The sequence below is a fragment of the Dactylosporangium sp. NPDC000555 genome, assembly GCF_040300025.1.
Lineage (GTDB): Bacteria > Actinomycetota > Actinomycetes > Mycobacteriales > Micromonosporaceae > Dactylosporangium.
Window position 1 is genome coordinate 218,239 of sequence record NZ_JBEPDB010000001.1, and the last position, 22,632, is coordinate 240,870.

General features: G+C 72.1%; 21 protein-coding genes and 1 pseudogene. 10 read left to right on the top strand and 12 right to left on the bottom strand.

Annotated features, from left to right (window positions below):
- Positions 1–81: 81 nt before the first annotated feature.
- Complete coding sequence (locus tag ABT297_RS01090) at positions 82–1,323, bottom strand: APC family permease (protein ID WP_350543195.1); 1,242 nt, start codon at positions 1,321–1,323, stop codon at positions 82–84.
- A gap of 273 nt (positions 1,324–1,596) precedes the next feature.
- On the opposite strand from ABT297_RS01090, the gene ABT297_RS01095 reads away from it, so the two are divergent.
- Positions 1,597–2,262: a CPBP family intramembrane glutamic endopeptidase gene (locus ABT297_RS01095; RefSeq protein ID WP_350543197.1), complete on the top strand. Its 666-nt coding sequence runs from the start codon at positions 1,597–1,599 to the stop codon at positions 2,260–2,262.
- A gap of 25 nt (positions 2,263–2,287) precedes the next feature.
- Here ABT297_RS01095 and ABT297_RS01100 read toward each other — a convergent pair whose 3' ends face one another.
- On the bottom strand, positions 2,288–2,941 hold the full coding sequence (locus ABT297_RS01100; protein ID WP_350543199.1) for an RluA family pseudouridine synthase: 654 nt from the start codon (positions 2,939–2,941) through the stop codon (positions 2,288–2,290).
- A 60-nt stretch (positions 2,942–3,001) separates the two neighbouring features.
- On the opposite strand from ABT297_RS01100, the gene ABT297_RS01105 reads away from it, so the two are divergent.
- The 3 genes from ABT297_RS01105 (at position 3,002) to ABT297_RS01115 (ending at position 4,558) form a co-directional block, all read left to right on the top strand.
- A complete protein-coding gene (locus ABT297_RS01105; protein ID WP_350543201.1) occupies positions 3,002–3,643 on the top strand; it encodes a sigma factor-like helix-turn-helix DNA-binding protein in 642 nt (213 codons plus the stop codon).
- An 84-nt stretch (positions 3,644–3,727) separates the two neighbouring features.
- Positions 3,728–4,312 (top strand): DedA family protein, encoded by a 585-nt coding sequence (locus ABT297_RS01110; protein ID WP_350543202.1) that lies wholly within the window; start codon positions 3,728–3,730, stop codon positions 4,310–4,312.
- A gap of 51 nt (positions 4,313–4,363) precedes the next feature.
- Complete coding sequence (locus tag ABT297_RS01115; protein WP_350543204.1) at positions 4,364–4,558, top strand: CsbD family protein; 195 nt, start codon at positions 4,364–4,366, stop codon at positions 4,556–4,558.
- A 51-nt stretch (positions 4,559–4,609) separates the two neighbouring features.
- Here the strand turns inward: ABT297_RS01115 and ABT297_RS01120 are convergent, their stop codons facing one another.
- The 6 genes from ABT297_RS01120 to ABT297_RS01145 form a co-directional block, all read right to left on the bottom strand.
- Positions 4,610–5,038, bottom strand: coding sequence for an SPW repeat domain-containing protein (locus ABT297_RS01120; protein ID WP_350543206.1), 429 nt, complete (start codon positions 5,036–5,038; stop codon positions 4,610–4,612).
- A gap of 36 nt (positions 5,039–5,074) precedes the next feature.
- A complete protein-coding gene (locus ABT297_RS01125) occupies positions 5,075–6,697 on the bottom strand; it encodes a glycoside hydrolase family 10-like protein (RefSeq protein WP_350543208.1) in 1,623 nt (540 codons plus the stop codon).
- Positions 6,698–6,783: 86 nt separating this feature from the next.
- Complete coding sequence (locus ABT297_RS01130; RefSeq protein ID WP_350543210.1) at positions 6,784–7,992, bottom strand: DUF4407 domain-containing protein; 1,209 nt, start codon at positions 7,990–7,992, stop codon at positions 6,784–6,786.
- 56 nt (positions 7,993–8,048) lie between these two features.
- A complete protein-coding gene (locus tag ABT297_RS01135; protein WP_350543212.1) occupies positions 8,049–8,582 on the bottom strand; it encodes a GNAT family N-acetyltransferase in 534 nt (177 codons plus the stop codon).
- Between the two features lie 261 nt (positions 8,583–8,843).
- The gene (locus ABT297_RS01140; protein ID WP_350543214.1) at positions 8,844–10,043 is read right to left on the bottom strand and encodes a hypothetical protein; all 1,200 of its coding nucleotides are present in this window, start codon (positions 10,041–10,043) and stop codon (positions 8,844–8,846) included.
- Positions 10,036–11,127, bottom strand: coding sequence for an XRE family transcriptional regulator (locus ABT297_RS01145; RefSeq protein WP_350543216.1), 1,092 nt, complete (start codon positions 11,125–11,127; stop codon positions 10,036–10,038). The genes ABT297_RS01140 and ABT297_RS01145 overlap by 8 nt, the downstream gene beginning before the upstream one ends.
- A 558-nt stretch (positions 11,128–11,685) precedes the next feature.
- On the opposite strand from ABT297_RS01145, the gene ABT297_RS01150 reads away from it, so the two are divergent.
- Together ABT297_RS01150 and ABT297_RS01155 are read left to right on the top strand one after the other, a co-directional pair.
- Complete coding sequence (locus tag ABT297_RS01150) at positions 11,686–11,850, top strand: hypothetical protein (protein WP_350543218.1); 165 nt, start codon at positions 11,686–11,688, stop codon at positions 11,848–11,850.
- 146 nt (positions 11,851–11,996) lie between these two features.
- Positions 11,997–12,722: an enoyl-CoA hydratase/isomerase family protein gene (locus tag ABT297_RS01155; protein ID WP_350543220.1), complete on the top strand. Its 726-nt coding sequence runs from the start codon at positions 11,997–11,999 to the stop codon at positions 12,720–12,722.
- Positions 12,723–12,740: 18 nt separating this feature from the next.
- On the opposite strand, the gene ABT297_RS01160 is transcribed toward ABT297_RS01155, so the two are convergent.
- From ABT297_RS01160 to ABT297_RS01170, 3 genes and pseudogenes are all read right to left on the bottom strand, one after another.
- Positions 12,741–13,787, bottom strand: a complete 1,047-nt coding sequence (locus ABT297_RS01160) for an ABC-2 transporter permease (protein WP_350543222.1) — start codon at positions 13,785–13,787, stop codon at positions 12,741–12,743.
- A gap of 82 nt (positions 13,788–13,869) precedes the next feature.
- Positions 13,870–15,330, bottom strand: a pseudogene (locus ABT297_RS01165) (glycosyltransferase family 39 protein); the annotation flags it as partial.
- 76 nt (positions 15,331–15,406) lie between these two features.
- The gene (locus tag ABT297_RS01170) at positions 15,407–15,910 is read right to left on the bottom strand and encodes a PaaI family thioesterase (protein WP_350543224.1); all 504 of its coding nucleotides are present in this window, start codon (positions 15,908–15,910) and stop codon (positions 15,407–15,409) included.
- 65 nt (positions 15,911–15,975) lie between these two features.
- Between ABT297_RS01170 and ABT297_RS01175 the strand changes: the two genes are divergently transcribed.
- The 4 genes from ABT297_RS01175 (at position 15,976) to ABT297_RS01190 (ending at position 21,599) form a co-directional block, all read left to right on the top strand.
- Positions 15,976–16,464 carry a winged helix-turn-helix transcriptional regulator gene (locus tag ABT297_RS01175; protein ID WP_350543226.1) on the top strand — a complete coding sequence of 163 codons (489 nt, stop codon included), beginning with the start codon at positions 15,976–15,978 and terminating at the stop codon, positions 16,462–16,464.
- A 120-nt stretch (positions 16,465–16,584) separates the two neighbouring features.
- Positions 16,585–18,369, top strand: coding sequence for a S8 family serine peptidase (locus ABT297_RS01180; protein ID WP_350543228.1), 1,785 nt, complete (start codon positions 16,585–16,587; stop codon positions 18,367–18,369).
- A gap of 52 nt (positions 18,370–18,421) precedes the next feature.
- Positions 18,422–20,890, top strand: a complete 2,469-nt coding sequence (locus ABT297_RS01185) for a putative bifunctional diguanylate cyclase/phosphodiesterase (protein WP_350543230.1) — start codon at positions 18,422–18,424, stop codon at positions 20,888–20,890.
- A 10-nt stretch (positions 20,891–20,900) separates the two neighbouring features.
- Positions 20,901–21,599 carry an NRDE family protein gene (locus ABT297_RS01190; RefSeq protein ID WP_350543232.1) on the top strand — a complete coding sequence of 233 codons (699 nt, stop codon included), beginning with the start codon at positions 20,901–20,903 and terminating at the stop codon, positions 21,597–21,599.
- Positions 21,600–21,661: 62 nt separating this feature from the next.
- Here the strand turns inward: ABT297_RS01190 and ABT297_RS01195 are convergent, their stop codons facing one another.
- Positions 21,662–22,453, bottom strand: a complete 792-nt coding sequence (locus ABT297_RS01195; protein ID WP_350543234.1) for an SDR family NAD(P)-dependent oxidoreductase — start codon at positions 22,451–22,453, stop codon at positions 21,662–21,664.
- Positions 22,454–22,632: the final 179 nt, after the last annotated feature.

Genomic DNA, 22,632 nt, shown 5'->3' on the forward strand with positions numbered 1-22,632 from the left:
TTCGGTCTGACGCGCCCAGTGCAACTGCCAATGAACTGCCAACTACTGCCAGACTGGCAGTTCGGCCCGGGAACCGGGGGTCTAGGAGTTGATGGGTCGTGTGGCGCGGCGAGCCAGCCATAGCAGGGCGCCGATTGCGAAGACGGCCAGGCCGGCGAGTACCGATGCGGCGGGCAACGTCGCGGCCAGCAGCAGGCAGCCGGCCAGGCCGGTCACCGGGACGACCCGCGGCGGCGCGTCCTCGGTGCGGCGCAGCGTGAGCGCCGCGGCGTTCGCGATCGCGTAGTAGACGAGCACGCCGAACGACGAGAAGCCGATCGCGCCGCGCAGGTCGAGGAACGTCACCAGCAGGATCACCGCGACGCCTACGGCCACCTCCGCGCGGTGCGGGATGCGCCGGGTCGGGTGCACCGCGGCGAGGAACCCGGGCAGGTGCCGGTCGCGGGCCATGGCCAGGGTCGTGCGCGACACGCCGAGGACCAGCGCGAGCAGCGAGCCCAGCGCCGCGATCGCCGCGCCCGCGCGCACGGCGGGGGTGAGCCACCCGGCGCCGGCCGCGGTGACGGCGTCGGCCAGCGGGGCGGTGGACGCGGCGAGCCGCCCCGGGCCGAGCGCGGCCAGGGCGGCGACGGCGACGGCGAGGTACACCAGCAGCGTGATGCCGAGCGCGAGCGGGACGGCCCGCGGGATCGTGCGGGCCGGGTCGGCGACCTCCTCGCCCAGCGTGGCGATGCGCGCGTAGCCGGCGAACGCGAAGAACAGCAGCCCCGCGGCCTGTAGCACACCCCAGCCGCCGCCCGTCGCGACGAGATCCTGCGGTCCCGGACGGCCGAGCAGGCACGCGGTGACGACGGCGGCGAGCACCGCCAGCACGACGCCGACGATGACCCGGGTGGCGAGCGCCGACTTCTGCACCCCGAACAGGTTGAGCGCGGTGACGGCGGCCACGGCGAGCACCGCGATCTCGCGCTGGTGCCCGGGCAGCGCGTAGGCGCCGACCGTGAGCGCCATCGCCGCGCACGACGCGGTCTTGCCGACGACGAAGCCCCAGCCGGCCAGGTACCCCCAGAAGTCGCCGAGCCGCCGCCGCCCGTAGACGTAGGTGCCGCCGGACTCGGGGTACAGCGCGGCGAGGCGAGCCGAGGACGTGGCGTTGCAGTAGGCGACCACGGCGGCGATGCCGAGCGCGACCAGCAGCAGGCCGCCGGCGGCGTGCGCGGCCGGCGCGAACGAGGCGAAGACGCCGGCGCCGATCATGGCGCCGAGGCCCACGATGACCGCGTCCGGGGTCTTGAGGCGGCGGGCGAGCCGCGGAGTCGTCACGAACGAAGTCCAGCACGTCTTTGGAAACAGCGGGTAACACCGATGACCGACGCGCCCGGGGTCAAGCGGGCATGAGTGGCCGGGGTGGGGCCTGCCCTACCCCGAACACTCCGCTCAGCGGGCTGGAGCCGGTCAGGCGACTTTCATAGCGTCGAATCCATGACGACCATCCCGGTCCCGGCCCGCGGCGCCACGCAGCCGATGCGACGGCTGGATCGCCCAACGAACCCGATGAACCGAACGAACCCAATGAAGTGGCCTGCGGTTCTCGCCATGCACCTGTCGCCGGCGGCGGCCACGTTCGCCGCGGCGTTCGCGTTGGGTCCGCTCGTTCGGGCGTGGCAACTGCCGCCACAGTTCGCCCTGACGCTGGCCTTCGCGTTCGTGCTCACGCCGATCGAGCTGGGCCTGCTGCTGCGCGCCGCCGGGTGGTCGTTCCGGCGGCTGCCGGAGATCCTGGCGTTCCGGCGGAAACCGCCCCTCCGGTTGTACCTCATGATCGTGCCTTGCCTGGCCGCCATCGCCATCGGGCTGGTGATCCTGCTGGCGCCGCTGGAGGAGCGGCTCCTCGACCTCTACCCGTCGTCCTGGCCGCTGCCCCCTGATGCCGCCGCGTTCCCGGCCTCGGCGACGGTCGCCACCCTGCTCCTCACCCTGCTGGTCCACGGCCTGGTCAGCCCGGCCGTGGAGGGGCTGTACTTCCGCGCGTACCTGCTGCCCCGGCTGCCCGTGCGCGGCGTGCTCGCGGTGGTGACGTCGGCGGCGCTGTTCGCGGCGCAGCACTACTGGCAGCCGGAGAAGTTCGTCTTCCTCTTCGTGGCCCAGCTCTTGCTGATCGTGGTCATGCTGCGGCTCAACAGCGTGCGGATGAGCATCGCCGCGCACTGCTTCGCCAACAGCCTGGCGATCCTGCTGTCCCCGGCCGCCGCGCTGCTCTGATCGGGCGCCCCGCGATAGGTCCCCGTCAGGCGAAACCGGGCGGGGGCGGGGCCTCGACCGTGACCCGCTCGCCGCGGTGGTCGAAGGACAGGCGCCACGAGTGCAGGTACGTCCGCCCGGCCGGGGACTTCTCGAACAGCGGGTCGCCGACGATCGGGTGACCGATCCACGCCAGGTGCACGCGGATCTGGTGGCGGCGGCCGGTCTGCGGCACCGCCTCCAGCACGGCGCGCTCAGCGGTCTGGGAACGGACCGTGAACGTGGTCACCGAGGGATACGTGGACACCGTGTCGAACACCGCCGACGCCGGCACCGTCCAGGTGTCATCCTTGAGGACAATGCTCTCCCGAGGCGCCGCTATCCGCACCCGGTTCTTACGTCCGACGCTCAACGGCAGGTCGATGCGGCCGGCCGGCGGCAGGCCGCCGGGCGCGGTCACCGCCAGATACGCCTTGTCCACCGTGCGCTTGTTGAACTGCCGGGTCAGCCCGCCGTGCACGGCGAGGTCCTTGGCGAAGAGGATGACGCCGGACGTGACCTTGTCGATGCGGTGCACCGGGAAGAGCTCCTCGCCCTGCTCCGCGGCCATGCGCACCAGATCGGACTCGTGCCGCTCGCCCATCACTGCGACACCGGCCGGTTTGTCCAGCACAAGGATCGCGTCGTCTTCCACGATCACGCGCTCACGAAAGTCCGCCCACATCGTCCTAACATCGCATGTCGCGATGAGAGGGCTCGCATGGAGGACCCCGAGACGCGCCTGATCGCCCGGGAGACCGTCGAGCTCGCGTTCCTGGCCGCGCTGCAGCACCTGCCGCCGCGGCAGCGGGCCGTGCTCATCTCGCGCGACGTGCTCGGCTGGTCCGCGGGGGAGACCGCGGCGCTGCTCGGCGTGACGGCACCGGCGGTCAACAGCGCGTTGCAGCGGGCCCGGGCGACGCTGCGCGAACGGCTGCCGGAGCGCGGCGCCGACTGGACGCCGGAGCGCGGGCCGGAGCCGGACGAACGGGAGGTGCTGCGCCGCTACGTCGAGGCGTTCGAGCGCGCCGACGTCGCGGGGATGGCGCGGCTGCTGGCCGACGAGGCGCGCGCGGTCATGCCGCCGCTGCCCACGTGGTACCTCGGCAAGCCCGCCATCGTCGGCGCGCTCATGCGCAGCGTGCCGCCCGGCGGCCTGAGCCACATCGGGCGCATCCGCGCGGTCGTCACGCGTGCCACCCGCTCCCCGGCGGCCATCTTCTACCACACACCGCCGGGCGAGTCGGTGGAGCGGCCGTTCGCGATCTCGGTCGTGCGCGTCGAGGGCGGCCTCATCCGGGAGATGGCCGCCTTCCACGATCCGCGGCTGTTCGACGATTTCGTGGCCCGCGACTCGTCGTAAGGCGAGGAGGTAGGGAAAGCCCCACCGTGAATCGGCAGGCTGGCAGTGCTGATTCCGGGCGCGCCGGACGGCACCGTTGAACGCATGGAAGCGATGGCCGGCTGGGCTTACCTGGTGATCTTCGTGCTGCTGGTGGTGGACTGCCTGATTCCGGCGGTACCGGCGGAGGCGAGCGTGATCGCCGGGGGAGCGCTCGCCGCGAGCGGGCACCTGCACCTCCCGGTCGTCCTCGTGGCGTCCGTGGCCGCCGTGGTCGTCGGCGACCTGCTCATGCACGAGGCCGCCCGGCGCGGCGGGCGGTGGCTGCTGGACCGCTGGCTGCGCCACGAGCGGTACCGCCGGGCGGTCGGCTGGGTGGCCCGCCTGCTGGAGCGCCGCGGCGGTGCGATCGTGGCGGCCGGGCGGTTCGTCCCGCTCGGCCGCACGACGGTGGCGCTGGTCAGCGGATACGCGCGGTTCCCCCGGCAGCGGTTCCTGCCGGCCATCGCGATCGGCGCGCTGCTGTGGAGCGTGTACATGGTCGGCCTGGGTTACCTGGGCGGCAACGTGTTCACCGGCAACCCGCTCGCCGCGGCGGGGCTGGGGGTAGCGCTGTCACTGCTCGTGACAGGTGTGACGACCGCGGCACAGCGGATGCGTTTGCGCGCCCGCGAAGCCGGGCACCCATGAAGGCAAGACCGGAAACCGATCGGAAACCCGGAAACATGGAAGGAATGTGCTATGGGCTTCACGGACAAGGTCGAGCACAAGGCCGAGGAGGCCAAGGGCACCGCCAAGGAGAAGTACGGCGAGGCCACCGACAACGAACGTCTCGAGGCCGAGGGCGCCGCCGAGCGTGCCGCCGCGAAGGCCAAGCAGGCCGGCGAGCACGTGAAGGACGCCGCGCGCAACGTGCGCGACGCATTCGAGCGCTGAACCTGCCGCGATGGAATCGGGCCGCCCCGCACAGGGGCGGCCCGCCGTCGTTCAGTCCCGGTCGTCGCTCGTGCCGAGCGCCGCGCAGACCAGGATGAGCATCCCGACGATGACGTCGTTGGCGGTCGAGGTCGACCAGCCGTACTGCAGCACCAGCGGCGCGATCAACAGCCACCCGGCCAGCCCGCCGGTGACCCAGCCGAACGCCGCCACGCGCGTGTTGAGCATCCGGATCGTCGTCACGGTCGCGATGGTGATGCCGGTGACCGCGTCGCTCCAGAACACGTCGTAGCGGCCGGCCCCGATGTAGCCGAACGGCACCGCCGAGACCACCAGCCACACGGCGGCCAGGAAGATGACGGTGAGCAGGGCCTTCGACGGGTGTTTCGTCTCGTCCGTGGGTCTGTGGTCGTCCGCCGGTGTGACGCGGATGTGCGCCGGGGTCGTGAAGTCCTGATCCGAGATGAAACTCGTGCTCATGGCCCGAAGCCTCGGCAACGCCCGGATGAGCGGGGCTCACCCCGTCGGTGGGCTTTCGTTCGGCGGGCTCTCGTTCCAGGACCGGTCCAGCTCGGTGACGCAGTAGACGCCCTTCGGCCCGGTGAACTCCCCGTCACCGCCGCGCCGTGTCGCGACCAGCCGCGCCGTGCCGTTCTCGACCCGGTACACGGCCGAGGACACGCCCTGGCCGGTCCAGCTGAGCTTGACGTCGTCCCCGTCGGCCCGGGACCGCACCGCGGGGGCGGCCGGCGCCGCGTTCGGCAGCCACCGCATCACCGGCGGAAGCGCGGGCGTGGCGTAGAAGTGCGCCGCGTACTTCGACACCGAGCCCAGCGCGTCGGCCCGCACGCTCTTGGCGCTGAAGTGGACGCTGCCGGTGACCTGCGCATACGTGCGGTTGAGCGCCAGCTCGCGGTCGAGCTCGCCGGGGTCGGACCACGGGCCGGGCTCCCCGGTGCGGTAGTCGGCCTGCCCGATGTACAGCTGCACCCTGGTGTCCTTGACGACCCCCGCCCACCAGGGCAGGAGCTTGGCGTAGTCCGCGACGTCGAAGCCGATGTTCCAGTACAGCTGCGGGACGATGTAGTCGAGCCACTGCTCGCGCACCCACAGCCGGGTGTCGGCGTAGATGTCGTCGTAGCTCTGCAGGCCTCGGGTGGGGGAGCCAGCCGGGTCGGTGGCGCTGTTGCGCCAGATCCCGAACGGGCTGATGCCGAACTTCACCCAGGGCTTGAGCTGCTTGATCCGCTGGCTCATCTCCTGGACCAGCTTGTTGACGTTGTCCCGGCGCCAGTCGGCCTTGCTCTTGCCGCCACCGTACGTCCGGTACGCCGGGTCGTCGGGGAAGTCCTGCTTACCGACCGGGTACTGGTAGAAGAAGTCGTCGAAGTGCACCCCGTCGACGTCGTACTTCTCGACCGCCTCCAGCATCGAGTCCTCGACGAACTTGCGAGCCTCCGGGATGCCGGGGTTGAAGTGCAGGCGACTGCCGGTGGTGCCCGCCGACGGGTACACGACCGCCCACTCCGGGTGCTTGCGCAGCGGATGGTCGCGGGCGAGCGCGTTGATGTCCGGCCCGGCGCCGGACGGGGCGGGCTGGCTGCCGCGGTACGGGTTGAACCACGCGTGGAACTCGAGGTTGCGCCGGTGGGTCTCGTCGATCATCCACTGCATGAGGTCGAAGCCCGGCCCCTGGCCGCGCACGCCCGTGATCCACTCGGACCAGGGCGCGTACTGCGAGGGCCACAGCGCGTCGCCGCTGGGCCGGACGTGGACGAAGACCGCGTTGAGGTTGCGCTGCTGGGCGAGGTCCAGCCAGGAGAGGTACTCCGTCTTGATCTGGTCGACCGGCAGGCCGGGCCGGCTCGGCCAGTCGATGTTCTCGACCGTCGTGATCCAGATGCCGCGCAGCTCGCGGGGCGCGCTCAGCGGCACGCCGTCGCAGCGGGCCGTCCGGGCCTCGGCGCGGTCGGCCCGATCGCCGGCCCCCAGGCGCTCGACCCTGGGCGGCTTGCCGGCCGGGGTGTCGAGGGTGTCGATCCACACCGCGCGGACGGCGCTGACGCCGGCCACGATGGCCAGCACGATGCCGGCGACGATCGGCAGCACCGGCGCGCGGCGGGGCAGGCGGTGACGCACCGGCCCAGTCTGCCCGGGCGGCCGGGCCTCAGAGCAAGTCATTCGGACGTTTTCTGGACGAACAGACGAGGGTGTCGGCCCTGAGGTTAGCGGACCAGCCGGGACTGGTCCTCCAGTTCCGCCATCAACCGCTCGGTCGCCCGGCTCACCGCGGCGTCCATGAGCCGCCGCTCGTTCACCACCGTGTCCAGCCCGTCGCCCGCGATCTCCCGTGCCGAGTGCGCGACCAGCAGCTCCTGCTCGTGCCGCTTGGTCTCGGACAGCTCCCTGCGCCGGGCCTCGCGCGCCTCCGTCCGCTCGTAGCCGTTGCCGTGCGAGACGAGCTTGAGCCAGACCGCCGCGCAGTCCAGGCAGACCAGCAGCGCGGCGACGCCGAGGTAGAAGAAGCCGAACCCCCAGAAGTCGCCGGTCACCAGCTGCCACATCGCGGCGGTGCGGGCCCCGAACCCGGCGCCGGCCTCGACCGACGAGCGGTTGGCGGAGCGCTGCTCGGCGATCTGGTGTGTCAGCGACGCGACCTGGTCGGCACGGGCCTTGCGCCCGGGGTCCTGCGCGGAGCGCAGCGCGGCGGCCTCGCCGTCCAGCCGGGTCGCCTCGTCCATCAGCGAGCGGGACTGCTGGACCAGCGTGTCGCAGTAGCCGCCGGGCGGGCAGCCGGCGCGCCGGGTCACGCCGTCCGCGCGGGAGTCCGCCAGCGCCTGGTCGTATGCCGCCGCCGACTCCTTGCGCTTGTCCGCGGCCAGCCGGTGCAGTTCCGCGACCGCGGCGTCGTCGGCGTCGTCCTGGGCCCGCAGCGCGTCCGCCTGGCGCTGGAAGGTGGCGATGGCGCCGCCCTGCTCGAGCTGGGACAGCTGGCGGTTGTGCACGGTTCCGAGGTACGCGTCGATCTCGCCCTTGTACCGGGCCAGCATGAGCGGCTCGGTGATGACGATCGCGAACAGCAGCGCCAGCACCAGCCGCCCGGCGTACAGGCCGAACGTGCGCCGGCGCAACAGGTGGTGCGGGTCGGTGGAGTCCAGCCGCTCATAGTTCACCGCGACGCGCCCGACCACCGCGCGGTCGTAGGCGATGACGGCCGCGGCGACCGGCGGCCCGACCAGCCACTGCCACCAGGGGTGCCGGTAGTTGGTCGAGGCGTCGACGAAGCTCGCCGCGCCCACGATCGCGTAGCCGCCGTACAGCAGGATGAAGACCCCGATCGAGCTGTAGAGCACCCGATCGGTGTGGGTCCGCACGCTCGCGGGGTTCACGTTGGCGACCCTCAGAAGCACGTCACGCGCGGATCCCGCTGCCATGCGCACGACGTTACGCGAGGATAAGTCGCATTTGCGGGCGTTCCCCGTAACGCGGTTCAGCCGCCGTCGCGCGGTGCCCCGAACAGGGACTTGACCAGGATCTGGCACGACTCCGTGCCGACGGTCCGGCCACCGTTGTCGTCGAACGTCTCGACGAGGGCGTTGACCGGGCCGCGGCCCCAGTCCTCGTAGCCGAGTCCGTTGTACATCTGCCGGGCCGCGTTGTTGTCGTCCTTGACGCCGAGCGCGATCCACCGGCGCCCGTGCCGCCGGGCGTGCTCCTCGGCGGCCTGGACAATCTTCCGGCCGACGCCGTTGCGCCGCTGGCCGGCGACCACCTCGACGTGCGTGAGCACCGGCACCTTGCGCAGCCGCTCGCGCAGCTCCCACTCCTCGGCCGGGGCCAGGCGCAGGAAGGCGCTGCCGACCACGGTCGCATCGCCCTGGAGGGCGACCAGCAGGATGCCCATCCGCGGCTGCCGGGCGAACCGGTGCGCGAAGTAATGAGGTTGGCTGAGCGCCGCGATGAGTCCGGAAACGTCCTCGGCGCGCGCCGGCCGCACGGTCACGGCCCCCGCTTCGCCGGTCATCTCGCGGCCGTGAGCCGGGCAACTTCTAGCTCGGCGGCGCCTTCGGCGCAGCGCTGCCGGGGGGTGTCCCACCCCGGAATCCCCCGTGCCCGCTGCGCGGACACTTCTGCGGGCGCTCCGCGCAGTGGCCGCGGCGCGGCGCGTGCCGTCATGTCGACCGTTGCATCACTCAACGCCGGACCCCACCTCAACCGCCGTCGGTTGCCAGTCGGCGCCGCTGCCTCAGGCGAATCGGGAGGGGTCAATCATAATGCGCGATATCTACCGACTGGTAACCGCGAGTCGCCGATCCTCGGCCTCCAGCCGCTTGCGCTGCTGGCGAAGGCGCGACTCCTTCGGCGCGGGTCCGGTCCGGTTGAGCCGAATCGTGGCCGACAGGCGGAGGTTGAAGTGGCTGAGCGCACCGTGGATTCCGAGTCCGGTCTTCAGCTGCCGCATCTCCTCGGCCCACACGTCCTGGTCGCGCCGCAGAGCTCTCAGGAAGCGCACGCATTCCCGCGGTTCGATCAGGAAGGAGCGGCCCCGGGCGGCCTTGAGCGCCACGATCATGTGCTGGAGGCGCTGGCTCGGCGCGCGTTCGGCGGCTCGGCGCAGCAGGTCCCCGATGAGGTCACGCCGGGCCTTGAGGAAGTCGACCCAGTATCCGTCGTTGAGGGTGTCCTGGACGGTGCCGCGCCGGCTCAGCATCGCGAAGACTCCCTCCGCGAGGGTGTCGCCGAGCTCCTCCTCGCGCGCCCGGGCGGGATCGACGAACGGGTCGTAGGGCAGCTGGATCGCCTCGCCGACCAGGGTGACCGGCCGGATCTGGGCGTTGTCGAGCAGGAAGAACCAATCCTCGTTGTAGATGTCGGGGAAGAACGCGCCGACATCGCTGTCGGTCGGGACGGCGAGCGCACCGCCACCGATGAACGTGCCCTGCCGATCGCCCAGCTCGCGGCGTGCGTGGCAGACGACCGAGTTGTCCGGCATGCCGCTGATGTGCATGCCGACGGCGGCGTGCTTGGCCAGCGCGCCGGCCGTCCGGCGCAGGTCCAGGGCGCTCTTCACGGTGATGTCGTCGTCGAGGAACATGACCTGCCGCCAGCCGGCCGCCCGGGCCAGCAGGAGGCCGAGGTTGCGTTTCATGCTGACGTCGGTGCCGCGCGGAAGGAGGTGGGCGGTCTCCAGGTCGGGCATCCGCCTGGGTGCCTGCCCGACGTCCACGGCGATCACGTCGGCCACGATGCCGTTGTCCTCGATCTCCCGGACGACCTCGCCGGCGCGCGCCCTGCGGCTGGCCAGCACGACCAGCGGCGTGTTCAGCTCCTCGGCCAGCCCGGCGGCGTGCACGAGCGATGACGCCGGGCGGGCGCTCGGCACGATGATGGCGTCGAGCTTCCGATCCACGATGTCGGGTGTATCGGGGTGCTCCAGCAGATTACTGTGTGACAGCAGTTGGCCGACGTCAGTCTGGTCAGCCAACCTGCTCACCCGCGTCCGGCCACTCGTGGAACCGGTTCCGCGCGACGGTCCAGTCCGGGGTCAAGGTTTCTCCCGTGAATACGGTGACGCGGAACAGAATGCTGAAGCTCTCGGCATCGCCGAAGCGCTTCGCGAGATACTCCTCGTTGCGGTTGCGGAAGTTCCGATCGGTCAGCGCGCGAACTGCCCCGTAGGTGCCACGACCAAACATCCCGTTGCACAGGGTGATGGTGCGCTTCATGTTCATGGGGCTGGGACCGCGGAAGAAGTAGGCGACGTCCTCGCGCAGGGTCCGCCGCTCGGTCCCGTCCGCCCGCTGCTCCACCTCCACGACGGGGGTGTGGCGCCGGTCGCCGACCTCGAAGTAACCGCTGTCCTCCTCGGCGAGCCGGGGCTGCTGCCGCACCGGCAGGTTGAGCCGCTCGACGAGGTCGCGGGTGATCGGGTTGAAGTCGATGCCGCCGAGCAGCACGAGGTGGCTGTGGTAGTCGTCGGCGAGGAGCCGGTCGTCGGTGCGGATTCGCACGTCGGCGGTCGGGTTCACCGCCCGGATGTGCCCGAACAGCTCGATGACCGAGTCGACGTCGGCGTAGGTGTAGGCGCGCACGTAGTCCGGGTCGCTCTTGTGCGCATACGGCATCTTCTCCCGGAGGTCCTCCGGCAGGCGCGCGCAGACGATCACGATGCGCTTCGCGTCGGACCCGAAATACCAGGTGCCGCCGCCGATCGAGTCGCCCGGGCCGAGCGGGATCTCGCCGCCCGTGCTGAGGACCTGCAGCGGGTTGGTCTCGGGGACGTCGGCGGCGGCCGGCCGCGCGTCGACGTGGTCGGGGTTGCGCAGCCGGCTGATCTCGGCGTAGATCGTGCGCTCGGCGTCCCGCTCATCGTCGGTGAGTTCGTCGTCCTCGAGCAGGCGTGCGGGCCGGGTCTCGATCGAGCGGCGCGAGGCGAAGAAGCGGGCGTAACCGGCGAGCCGGTGCTCCGGAGGCACGACCGGGCTGTCGGGGTTCTCCCACGAGGAGATCACGGACAGGCTCAGCTGCTTGTCGCCGCCCAGCGCTTCGGCGATTTGCTTCTGCGTCACCTGAAGTTCGGGCCACTGTCGCTTCCGGAGGTCGCGGAGGTGTTGCGCCAGCGCGCGGTTCGTTGGTGCCTCACTAGGCTGCACCGCACTCCACCTGTCCTACCGAAACTTCGGCGCAACGCACCATGGTCAACTGAAGAAGTATAAGGCCGTCGCTAGCGCCGACGCCAGGGCATTTCCCCAACGCTTCGGATGGCGTCGAGAGCATACAGCAATTCGGTCAGAGTCTTGTGCGACACCTACCCCCGGCCTACCGTGTAGACAGAAGGGAGGTGAAGTTTCGCCGAAGTGCCGAACGAAGGTGAAGATCCAAGATGTCAGATCGAAGACAGGGCACGTGGTGCCCCAGCCCGGGCAAGGAACCGGGCACCACGAGCCCTTTGCGGCGCTCCCCGAGGAGGGAAGGCTCATGTTCAACCTAACGCTCCGCAAGCGCGGAGTAAACATTCCCCTAGTTGCAATTGGAACAGCGGCCGGCAGGGCGGGCAGCACCGGAAACCGAGGGGGGTTCCGGTGCTGATCGTCTTTCTACTCGTAGGCGCGGCGGTTCTGCTCCTGATGGGGCTTCGTTCCGCCGCGGACCAGGCCGGCAAGGAGGCGACGGCGTTCGCCGCCAAGATGGTGGCGGACATGGCGGCCGCCCGCACAGCACTGATCTTCGGGCTGACCGGCCTGGCGGTGCTGGTGGCGCTCGTCATGGCCGCTGCGACGCGTTCCCACTGACGCTCCGGCGAAACTTCACTGAACTTCTGGGCGGCGGTCGCGGCGACGACCGCCGCACCTTGGGACCGGCGCCGCCTGGCAGGTCGAGGGCGGCGGCCCCGGTCGGAGTACCTTCCGAGGATGCACTCGAACACCCCCGTGCACGAATGGTGAGCGGCGAGCTGGTCCTCACGCAGGACGGCCCGATCGCCACCATCGTCATCACCAACCCCGCCAAGCGCAACGCGATGACCGCGGCGATGTGGCGCGCCCTGCCCGGCCTGCTCGACGGCCCGGCCAAGGACCCGTCGGTGCGCGTGCTGGTGCTCGCCGGCGCGGGCGGCACCTTCTGCGCCGGTGCGGACATCACCGACGCCGCGGCGGTGGCGCGCGCCGGCGACGCGAGCTTCGCGGTCGAGGCCGAGCTGGCGCTGGCCGGTTTCCCGAAGCCCACGATCGCCCGCGTCGACGGCTTCTGCGTCGGCGGCGGCTGCCAGCTCGCGGTGGCGTGTGACCTGCGCTTCGCCGCGGACGACAGCCGCTTCGGCGTGACCCCGGCCAAACTCGGGATCGTGTACCCTCCGTCGACCACCCGCCGGCTCGCCGCTCTCATCGGCCCGGCCCGCGCGAAACTGCTCCTCTACACCGGAGAGCTGATCGACGCCGCGGCGGCCGAGCGCATGGGCCTCGTCGACGCGGTGGTGCCCGCTGCCGAGCTGGCCGATTCGGTACTGCGCGTAGCCTCCACGATCGCTGCCCGGTCCGGGTTGACGCAGTTCGCCGCGAAGCAGGTGCTGGCGGGCGGCGAGCCGCCGGAGCAGGACGAGGCGGAACTGGCCGAGGGCCTGGCCGCGTTCGTCGAGCGTCGCGCACCCCGCTTCGGCTGGTCTTGACAGTGGGCGATGCCGCGATCAGCGGCCGACCGGCACCAGGGCCTGGGTGGGTGGGATCACGACCTGGCGCGGCTGGGCGATCTGCGCCACCAGCAGCGTGCCCACGAGGCCGAACAGCGCGTACCCGCCGAGCACGATCGCCGCGCGCTGCACGCCGGCGCCGTTGAAGTACACGATGCCGCGTATCGCCTCCGTGCCCAGGCCCGGCGGCAGCCACGGACCGATCGCCCGCCAGAACGGTGGCAGCAGCGGCGCCGGGTACGCGCCACCCGCGCTCGGGTTGCCCAGCACCACGAACAGCAGCACGGTCAGGCCGCTGCCGACGAAACCGAACGCCGCCTGGAGCGCCATCGTGCAACAGCCCGAGGCGAACACCAGCAATGCTCCGAACCACCACAGCTGCGCGAGATGCCCGTCCAGCGCGCCGAACAGCGGGCCCGCGATCGCCGCGCCGCCGACGCCCGACAGCGCGGCGTACACGGCCAGCGACAGCAGCCGGATCAGCGCCCGATGCGGGTTCGCCGGCCGGGAGCCCTTGCTGGTGCTGACCGCGATCGCGACTAGGTACCCGCCGACGACCCAGCCGAGCGCGAGGTAGAACCCGGAGAGCCCGCGCGCGTCGCCGAGCAGGGCCGGCTTGGCGTCCTCGATCATGAACGCCCGCTCCTGGGCGTCCTCCAGCGGCGTGATGATCTGCGTCAGCGCGGTGGCCACGCCGGGGCCGGCGGCGCTCGCGATGACGAGCCGGTCGGTGGCGTCGCTGCTGGAGACGATGAACGCCCCGTAGACCTGGCGCTCGTCGATCATCCGGCGCGCGGCGTCCTCGCTGAACGCGGCGCGAGCCTCCAGCGGCTCGCCCGGCAGCCCGTCGAGCTTGACGACCAGGTCGTCGAGCGCTTCGGGCGGCGCGGCGACGGCCACCGGAATCCGGTGCGGGGTCGGCTCGTGGAAGGCCCCGATGTAGCTGGCGATGAACGCCAGCTGGAGGGCGAGGACCGCGAGGACCAGCGCACTCGCGCGCGGCGTGACGCCGTCGCGCACTTCATGAAGAAATCCCGCTTTCACCGCTTTTGACGGTATCGTACGAGCGACTCCGGTGTGTCGTACTTGACTCTTTTATCCGATACTCAGGCACGGCGGAAGACCCGGGGCCGGCGGTGACGATCGAGCCGGCGTGCGGCGTGGCGGCGGTGTTCAACGAGTACGCGACCGGGCCGCCGAAGACCGCGAAGAGCGCCAGCGTGGCCGCCGCGAGCCGCGGGCCCCGGCCGAGCTGCTGGCTGAGCAGGATGCCGGCGGCCCCGAACGCGCCGGTGGCGAGCACCGTCACCCGCAGCCACGGGTGGAAGTCGCCGCTGCGCTCGAGCAGGATGTACGACCAGATCGCGCTGAGCGCGACCGTGCCGCCGAGGACCAGCAGGGCGTAGAGGTCGGACCGGCGTCGCCACAGGGTCGCCGCGCCCATGCCGGCCAGCGCGCCGATCGCCGGGGCCAGGGCCACCGTGTAGTAGTCGTGGAAGATGCCCCGCATGGAGCTGAAGACCACGACGGTGGTGAGCAGCCAGCCGCCCCACAGCACGTACGCCGCCTTGCGCGTCGACCAGATCAGGCCCGCGACGGTGAGGACGAGCGCCGCCGGCAGCAGCCAGGACGCCTGGCCGCCGGTCTGCCCGTCCAGCAGGCGCGACCAGCCGGTCTCGCCCCAGCCGCCGGCCCTCCCGCCACCGCCGCCGACGCTGCCGGTCTCGTTGCCCGTCAGCCGGCCGAAGCCGTTGTACCCCAGAGTCAGCTCGAGGATCGAGTTGGTCTGCGAGCCGCCGACGTACGGCCGCCACGAGGCCGGCGTCAGCGACACGATCGCAACCCACCAGCCGGCCGAGACGATCACCGCGGCGCCGGCCACGAGCAGCTGCGCCAGGCGCCGGCCCCGGCCGGTCGGAGCGAACAGCAGGTACGCCAGCCCGAACGCCGGGACGACCAGCAGGGCCTGCAGTATCTTGGTCAGAAACCCGAAGCCGATCGCGCCGCCCGCGAACACCAGCCACCAGGTGCTGCCGCGCTCCAGGGCGCGCAGCATGCCGTACACCCCGGCCACCAGCAGCAGCATGAGCAGCGCGTCGGGGTTGTTGAAGCGGAACATCAGCGTGGCGACCGGCGTGGCGGCCAGCACCGCGCCGGCGAGCAGCCCGGCGGCCGGGCCGTGCCACCGCTTGACGGTGAGGTACAGCAGGCCGACCGTTGCCACGCCGATCAGCGCCTGCGGGACCAGGACGCTCCACGAGCTCAGCCCGAAGATCCGCACCGACAGGCCGGTGACCCACAGCGCCGCCGGCGTCTTGTCCACAGTGATGAAGTTCGAGGCGTCCGAGGAGCCGAAGAACCACGCCTTCCAGCTCTCGCCGCCGGCCTGCGCGGCCGCGGCGTAGAAGGCGTTGCCCCAGCCGGAGGCGCTGAGGTTCCACAGGTACAGCGCACCGGCGGCGAGCAGGAGCAGCCCGAGCGCCGGGCGCACCCAGACCGCCGAGCCGGCCGCCCTGGCGGCTGGGTGCCCGGGATCGGTCCCGGTGCCGGCCTCGGGTGCGGCCGGAGGGGTCAGCGTGGTCGTCATGCTGCCAAGGTGCGGCCCGACCCTGCCAGCGCCTTCAACGAAAGCTGTCCACCGGCTGTGAATTACCGGCTGTGCACTACAGGTCGAACAGCATGCAGGTGGAGGTGGCGTGCGCGACCAGCGCACCTCGGGCGTCGGTGATCTGGGCCTGGGCGAGCGCGGTCCGGCGCCCCTTGGAGATGACGGTGCCCTCGCAGGTCAGCACGCCGGAGGCGATCGAGGCGGGGCGCAGGAACTTCGTGGTCAGGTCGAGCGTCGTGTACCCGACCCCGGCCGGCAACGTCGAGTGCACGGCGCAGCCGGTCGCGGTGTCCAGCAGGGTGGCGAGCACGCCGCCGTGGATGCTGCCGAGCGGGTTGTAGTGGTACTCCTGCGGCTCGAGCGTCACCACCACGCGCCCGGCCTCGGCTTCGAGCCGGCCCGCGCCCAGCAGGTGCGTGACGGGCGGCGCGGGCAGCTCGCCGCGGGACATGGCCTGCAGCAGCTCCAGTCCGCCGCGCCGGCCGAGCTCCGCCGCGTTGAGCATCGGATCGGACCACGAGAACGTGCGGCTGCGGAGGTCCCCCTCGGTCTGCGTCATGGGCCCAGCCTCCCGGCCGGGGCTGGATCTGTCAATAAGACCCAGCTCGGCGCTAGCCTGACTGCATGAGACCTAGAGCACTCGAGTGGTCGGTGGACAACTGCACCATCGGCCGGACGATGGCGATCCTCGGTGAGCGGTGGACGATCGTGGTGCTCCGCGAGGTCTTCAACGGCATCTTCCGCTTCGACGACATGCGCGTGCGCACGGGCATTCCCCGTCAGGTGCTCACCAACCGGCTCGGCGTGCTGGTCGACAACGGCATCCTGCGCCGGGTCCCGTATCGCGAGCCCGGCTCCCGGGGCCGCGACGAGTACCGCCTCACCGAGAAGGGCTTCGACCTGTACCCGCTGCTAGTGGCCGTCCGCGAGTGGGGCGACCGGTATCTCGCCGACCCGGGCGGCCCGCCGCTGCGGACCGTCCACCGCGGCTGCGGCGCCGACGTCCACGCCACCCTGGTCTGCGAGCGCGGGCACCTCGACATCGCGCCCCGTGACGTGGTCCCGCAGCCCGGCCCGGGCGCGATCCGACGGGAGCAGAGCCCCGTGTCGTGACGACGCGGCGCGTTGTAGCACACACCAGGTGCGAATACTGCCCGACCTGTTGACAACGCTCCGTTACTTACTGCCCAACCATGGATCACGGCGAGTCATCGACCCATGGAAGGGACCCGCATGCCGAGCAGATACCGGACCGCGCTGGGCGCCACCTCCGCCGCGATCGTCTCGATCGCGGCCGGGGCGGTCGCGCCGGTCGCACCGGCGGCCGCCGCCACCCCGCCGGCCGCCGCCGCCGTCCTGACCCGTGTCATCGTCGAGTACGACGATCCCGGCCCCGCCGCCCTCGCGGTCACCCGCGCCGGCGGCAGGGTCGGCCGGCCATTGCCGGTCGTGGACGGCTTCGTGGCCGACCTGCCGAGCCGGCGGATCGCGGCCGTGCGGGGCGCGCCCGGCGTGCGCGGCGTGACCGTCGACGGCAGGGTCGCGTTCGAGACGGCGGCCTGGCGCCCTGACGGCGACGCCAACTCGATGTTCAGCGTCGTGCGCGCCACCGGCGCTCTCGACGTGTGGAAGAAGTCCGACGCCAACGGCCGTCAGCTCGGCGGGGCCGGCGTCGGCGTGGCCCTGATCGACTCCGGCGTGTCGCCGGTGACGGGGCTGAACGACAACCGGATCATCAATGGTCCGGACCTGTCGTTCGAGTCGCAGGCGCCCAACCTGCGCTACGTCGACACGTTCGGCCACGGCACCCACATGGCCGGGCTGATCGCCGGGCGGGACCCCGGCACCAACCTGTCCACCGTCGCCGACCCGGCCAACTTCACCGGCATGGCGCCGATGTCCACGCTGATCAGCCTGAAGGTCGCCGCGGCGGACGGCGCGACCGACGTGTCGCAGGTGATCGCCGCGATCGACTGGGTCGTGGCGCACCGAAACGACCCCGGGCTCAACATCAGGGTGCTCAACCTGTCCTTCGGCACCGACTCCACGCAGAACGAGCGGCTCGACCCGCTGTCCCACGCCGTCGAGTCGGCCTGGAAGAAGGGCATCACGGTCGTGGTGTCGGGCGGCAACGACGGCACCACGCGCGACTCGCTGTCGATGCCGGCCGCCAACCCGTACGTCATCGCGGTCGGCGCCGCCGACTCGAAGGGCACCGACACGCGAGCCGACGACGTCGTGGCCGACTTCAGCAGCCGCGGCAACGCGACCCGGTCCGTCGACCTGACCGCACCCGGGCGCTCGATCGTCGGCCTGCGCGACCCCGGCTCGTACATCGACGTGAACTACCCCACGGGGCTGGTCCCCGGCGACACCTCGGGCCGGTACTTCCGGGGCAGCGGCAGCTCCCAGGCCGCCGCCATCACCTCCGGCGCGGCCGCACTGCTGCTGCAGCAACGCCCGTCGCTCACCCCGGACCAGGTGAAGAAGCTGCTCACGAGCACCGCCGACGCCATGCCTAACGCCGTGGCCCTCGGTCGCGGGGCGGGCGCGCTGAACATCAGGAGGGCCATCGAGGCGGCGACCCCGACGGCGGCCGCGTCCACCCAGACGTGGGCGGCCTCGACCGGCACCGGCAGCCTGGAGGCTTCGCGCGGCACCGCCCACGTGGCCGACCCGACGAGCGGCGCGATGCTGACCGGCGAGAAGGACATCATGGGCAAGGCGTGGAACGGGACCGCCTGGGCGAAGGCCGCCAAGGCCGGCACGGCGTGGACCGGCGGCACGTGGAACGGCTCGGTCTGGACCGGCAGCACGCTCGGCAACGGCTCGTCCGGGCGTAGCTGGGCCGTGGCCGACTGGGCCGGCACCAACTGGGACGGGCGCACCTGGAGCGGGCGCACCTGGAGCGGCGCCGTCTGGGACGGCCGCACATGGAGCGGCCGGACTTGGTCAGGAAGCGCGTGGAGCGGCCGAACTTGGAGTGGGAGCTACTGGTCCTCCTCCATCTGGCAATGACCGCACGGCGAAGTTCCACACAAACAGGGCGATGATGAAGAAAGCACGTGGGTTGGGTCGCCCGGATGCCCGGGTCGCGACGCTCAGCCTCTGGCTCGGCGCCGCGACCGTCGCGGCGCACGCGCTGAGCATCCGCGGCGTCGGGTTGCCCGCCGACCCGGATCCGCTGCCGCTGGCGATCCTGCTGGTGGCCTTCGCCGTGACCGAGGGCTTCGCCGTGCACGTACGGGTCCGTCGTGGCGGGCACGCGATGAGCATCAGCGAGATCCCGATGGTGCTCGGGCTGCTGTCGGTCGACCCGACACTGCTGCTGTGCGTGCGGCTCATCGGCGGCGTGATCGGCCTCGCGGTGCTGCGCGGCCAGCGCGGCGTCAAGCTCGGCTTCAACGTCGCCCTGCTCGGCGTGCAGACCACGGCCGCGACCGCGCTGCTGCGGGCGCTGTCGGGGCCGGCGCTGCCGAGCGGCCCCAAGGGGTGGCTGCAGGTCCTGATCGTCATGCTGCTCTCCGACGTGATCGCCGCGGTGCTGGTGACCGCCGTCATTGCCCTGCACGACGACCCCGGCGAGTGGCGGCGGCTGCCGAACTCCCTGCGGGGCGCGCCGCTCGTCGCGATCACCACGAGCATCGGGCTGGTCAGCGCGCTGGCCATCGAGCGCGACCCGCGGGCCATCGCGCTGCTGGCGGTCGTCTCCGCGGTCACGTACCGCGCGTATCGCGCCTTCGTCCGGCAGAGCCAGGGCCACCAGCAGGTGGAGGAGTTGTACGCGTTCACGCGTGCGCTCCACGGGCCGCTGGACACCGGCGGCGTCGCCCGGATCGTGCTTGAGCAGGCCCGCGACCAGCTGCGCGCCGAGCGGGCCGAGCTGATCGTGCCGGGCCCCGACGGCACCCACTTCCGGCTGCGCATGCACGGCCGGCATCAGCTGGACGTCAGCACCGTCGACGAGCTGCCCGAGACCGCGTGGTGGCAGCCGGCCCGGGCCGGGTCGCCCGTGCTCGTGGCCAAGGGCAGCGCCGTCATCGGCTCGATCGTCGACGGGATCGCGGTGCCCGTACCGCTGAGCGACGGCGCCACCGGCGTGCTGCTCGTCGCCGACAGCCTCCCCGACATCCCGACCTTCGGCGCGCAGCACGTGCGGCTGTTCCAGGCGCTGGCCAACCACGCCAGCCTGTCGCTGACCAAGGCCCGCCTGCTCGACGAGCTGCGTCGCGAGGTCGCGCAGAAGGAGCACCTGGCCCTCTACGACCCGCTCACCGGCCTGCCCAACCGGCAGCAGTTCCAGGCGCTCACCGACGAGCTGCTCGCCGCGGGTACCCCGGTCGCCGTGCTGCTTATGGACCTCGACCGGTTCAAGGACGTCAACGACGCGCTCGGCCACGACGTCGGCGACCAGCTGCTGCGCCAGGCCGGCGAGCGGCTGCAGGGGCGGCTGGGCGACCGCGGCACGGTGGCCCGGTTCGGCGGGGACGAGTTCGCGGTACTGCTGCCGGACATCCGCACCCGCGAGGTCGCGGTAGCGATCGGCGACGACCTGGACGCCGCGATGGAGCAGCCGATCCCGATCGGGCACCTGCGGCTCAACGCCCGGGTGAGCATCGGCATCGCGCTCGCCCCCGAGCACGGCCACGACGCCAAGACCCTGATCCAGCACGCCGACGTGGCGATGTACGTGGCGAAGGCGACGCACACCGGGGTCCGGGTCTACACCAGCGACGACGACCGCAACAGCCCGCGCCGCCTGGCCATGGTCGCCGAGTTGCGTGAGGCGATCCAGCGCCGCGACATCGTGGTCGTGTTCCAGCCCAAGCTCGAGACCGCCACCGGCATGGTCGTCGGCGCCGAGGCGCTCGCCCGCTGGCACCACCCGGTGCACGGCTTCGTGCCGCCGGACGAGTTCATCCCGCTCGCCGAGCACTCCGGGCTGATCCGCCCACTGACGCTGCACGTGCTGGAGGTCTCGCTGCGCCGCTGCGCCGGCTGGCGGCGGATGGGCCACGACATCCACGTGGCCGTCAACCTCTCGCCGAGCAGCCTGCAGGAGTCCGACCTGCCCGACATCGTCGACCGCCTGCTCGGCCAGGCCGGCGTGCCGGCGGGCGCGCTGACGCTGGAGATCACCGAGAGCAGCATCATGGCCGACCCGACCGGCGCGCTGCTGATCCTCGACCGGCTGCACGCGCTCGGGGTCAAGCTCGCCATCGACGACTTCGGCACCGGCTACTCGTCGCTGGGCCGCCTGCGCGAGCTGCCGATCCACGAGATGAAGATCGACCGCTCGTTCGTGCAGCGCATCGCCGTCGACCACCGCGACCGCGCCGTGGTCCGCTCGGCCGTCCAGCTCGGCCACGCCCTCGACCTCATGGTCGTGGCGGAGGGTGTCGAGGACGAGGAGACCCTGCTCCACCTGCGCCGCGAGGGGTGCAACCTGGTCCAGGGGTACCACATCTCCAAGCCGCTGCCGGCCGGCGAGTTCGCGGATTGGCTGACCGCCCGGATCCCCCAGTTGGGCGGGGCATAACGTTCGGTCCATGTGCACCGTGCTCCTCCGGTTCGACCCCGACGCCACCTGGCCCGTGCTGCTGGCCGCTGTCCGCGACGAGTACCTCGCCCGCCCCTGGGAGCCCCCCGCCGAGCACTGGCCGGGCCGGTTCGGCGGCCGCGACAGTACCGCCGGCGGGACCTGGCTGGCCGTGGACCCGGCCCGTCCGAGTGTCACGGCCCTGCTCAACGGCTATCCGCCGCTGCCGCCGGCCGGCGACCGCCCGACCCGCGGCTCCCTCCCGCTGGCCCAGTTCCCCCCGGACGACGACACGCTTCAGGCCTTCGACGCCTTCCATCTGGTGCGCGCGGAGCCCACCGAGGTCGCGGTGACCTCGTGGGACGGCACGGCGGTCACGCACCGGCTCCTGCCGCCCGGCGACCACGTGATCGTCAACCAGGGCGTGGACGTCAACGACTTCGCCCCGCTGCGCGCCGCCGGGAACCCCGACCCGAAGCCCGGGCTGCCGCCGCGTGCGGCGTGGGGCGACTGGATCGGGCTGCTGTCCGGCGGCGAGTTCACCGGCGCCGGCGAGCGCCCGCTGCTGATCCGCCGGGAGGTCGACGGCCTGCTGTACGGCTCCGGCTCGGCCACCCTGGTCGCGATCGGCGAGCCGGGCGTCCGCTACGACTTCACCGCCAACCCCGGCCCCGACGCGATCTGGGACGAGGTCGGGCTACCGGACTAGCGCCTGTTCATGACTGGGGTGGGAGCGAGGCGGAATCTGGGCCCGCCGCAGCCCCGCCTCAGTCATGAAGCAGGCGCTAGCACCAGCGACGCCTCCCACAGCCGCGCCGCCCGGTCCGGACTCGTGGACCGCGGGGTCGCGGCGAAGGGGCGGCGCCGGAAGTAGTACCCGCCCGGGACGAGCCGCTCGGCCGGGGCGTCGGCGAGCCACTGCAGCGTGCCGGCGGCCCGGTCCGGGGACGTGTAGATCACCGGCATCAGCCGGCCGAGCGTGAACATCGGGCTCGTCCGGGCGAACCGGCTGCGCACCACCCCGGGGAAGAACGCCGTCGGCAGGATGCCGAGCGGGCCCCAGCGCCGCGCGGCCTCGGCCGTGAACAGCAGGTTGGCCTGCTTCGAGGAGCCGTACGCCAGCCACCGCATCCGGTGCGCCGGCGACGGGCGCAGCGGCGCGTCGACGTCGAGCACGCCCCACGCCTCGGCCAGCGATGCCGTGGTGACGATCCGCGCCCGGCCGGCGCGCAGCCGGTCGAGCAGCAGGTGGGCGAGCAGAAACCCGGCCAGGTGGTTGACGACCAGGGCGCGCGGCCCGCGGTACAGCCCGCCGGCGTTGTTGACGAGCACGTCGATGCGCTCGCAGGCCGCGGCGACGGCCCCGGCGGCCGCGCGCACCTGGCCGAGGTCGGCGAAGTCGGCGCGGACGGTCGTCGCGCCCGGGATCTCGGCACCCGCCGCGGCCAGCCGGCGCTCGTTCCGGCCGAGCAGCACGAGCCGGTCACCGGCCGCGGCGAAGCGGCGCGCGGCCGCCAGCCCGATGCCGGCGCTGGCGCCCGTGACGACCACCGTCCGGGTCATGCCGAACCCTCCGCTGCGCTCCGGCTGCGGCATGACTTGGGGCTGAGCCCATGATGACCGGCCCCTCCGCTGCGCTCCGGGCCGGTCATGCCGAACCCTCCGCTGCGCTCCGGCTGCGGCATGACTTGGGGCTGAGCCCATGATGACCGGCCCCTCCGCTGCGCTCCGGGCCGGTCATC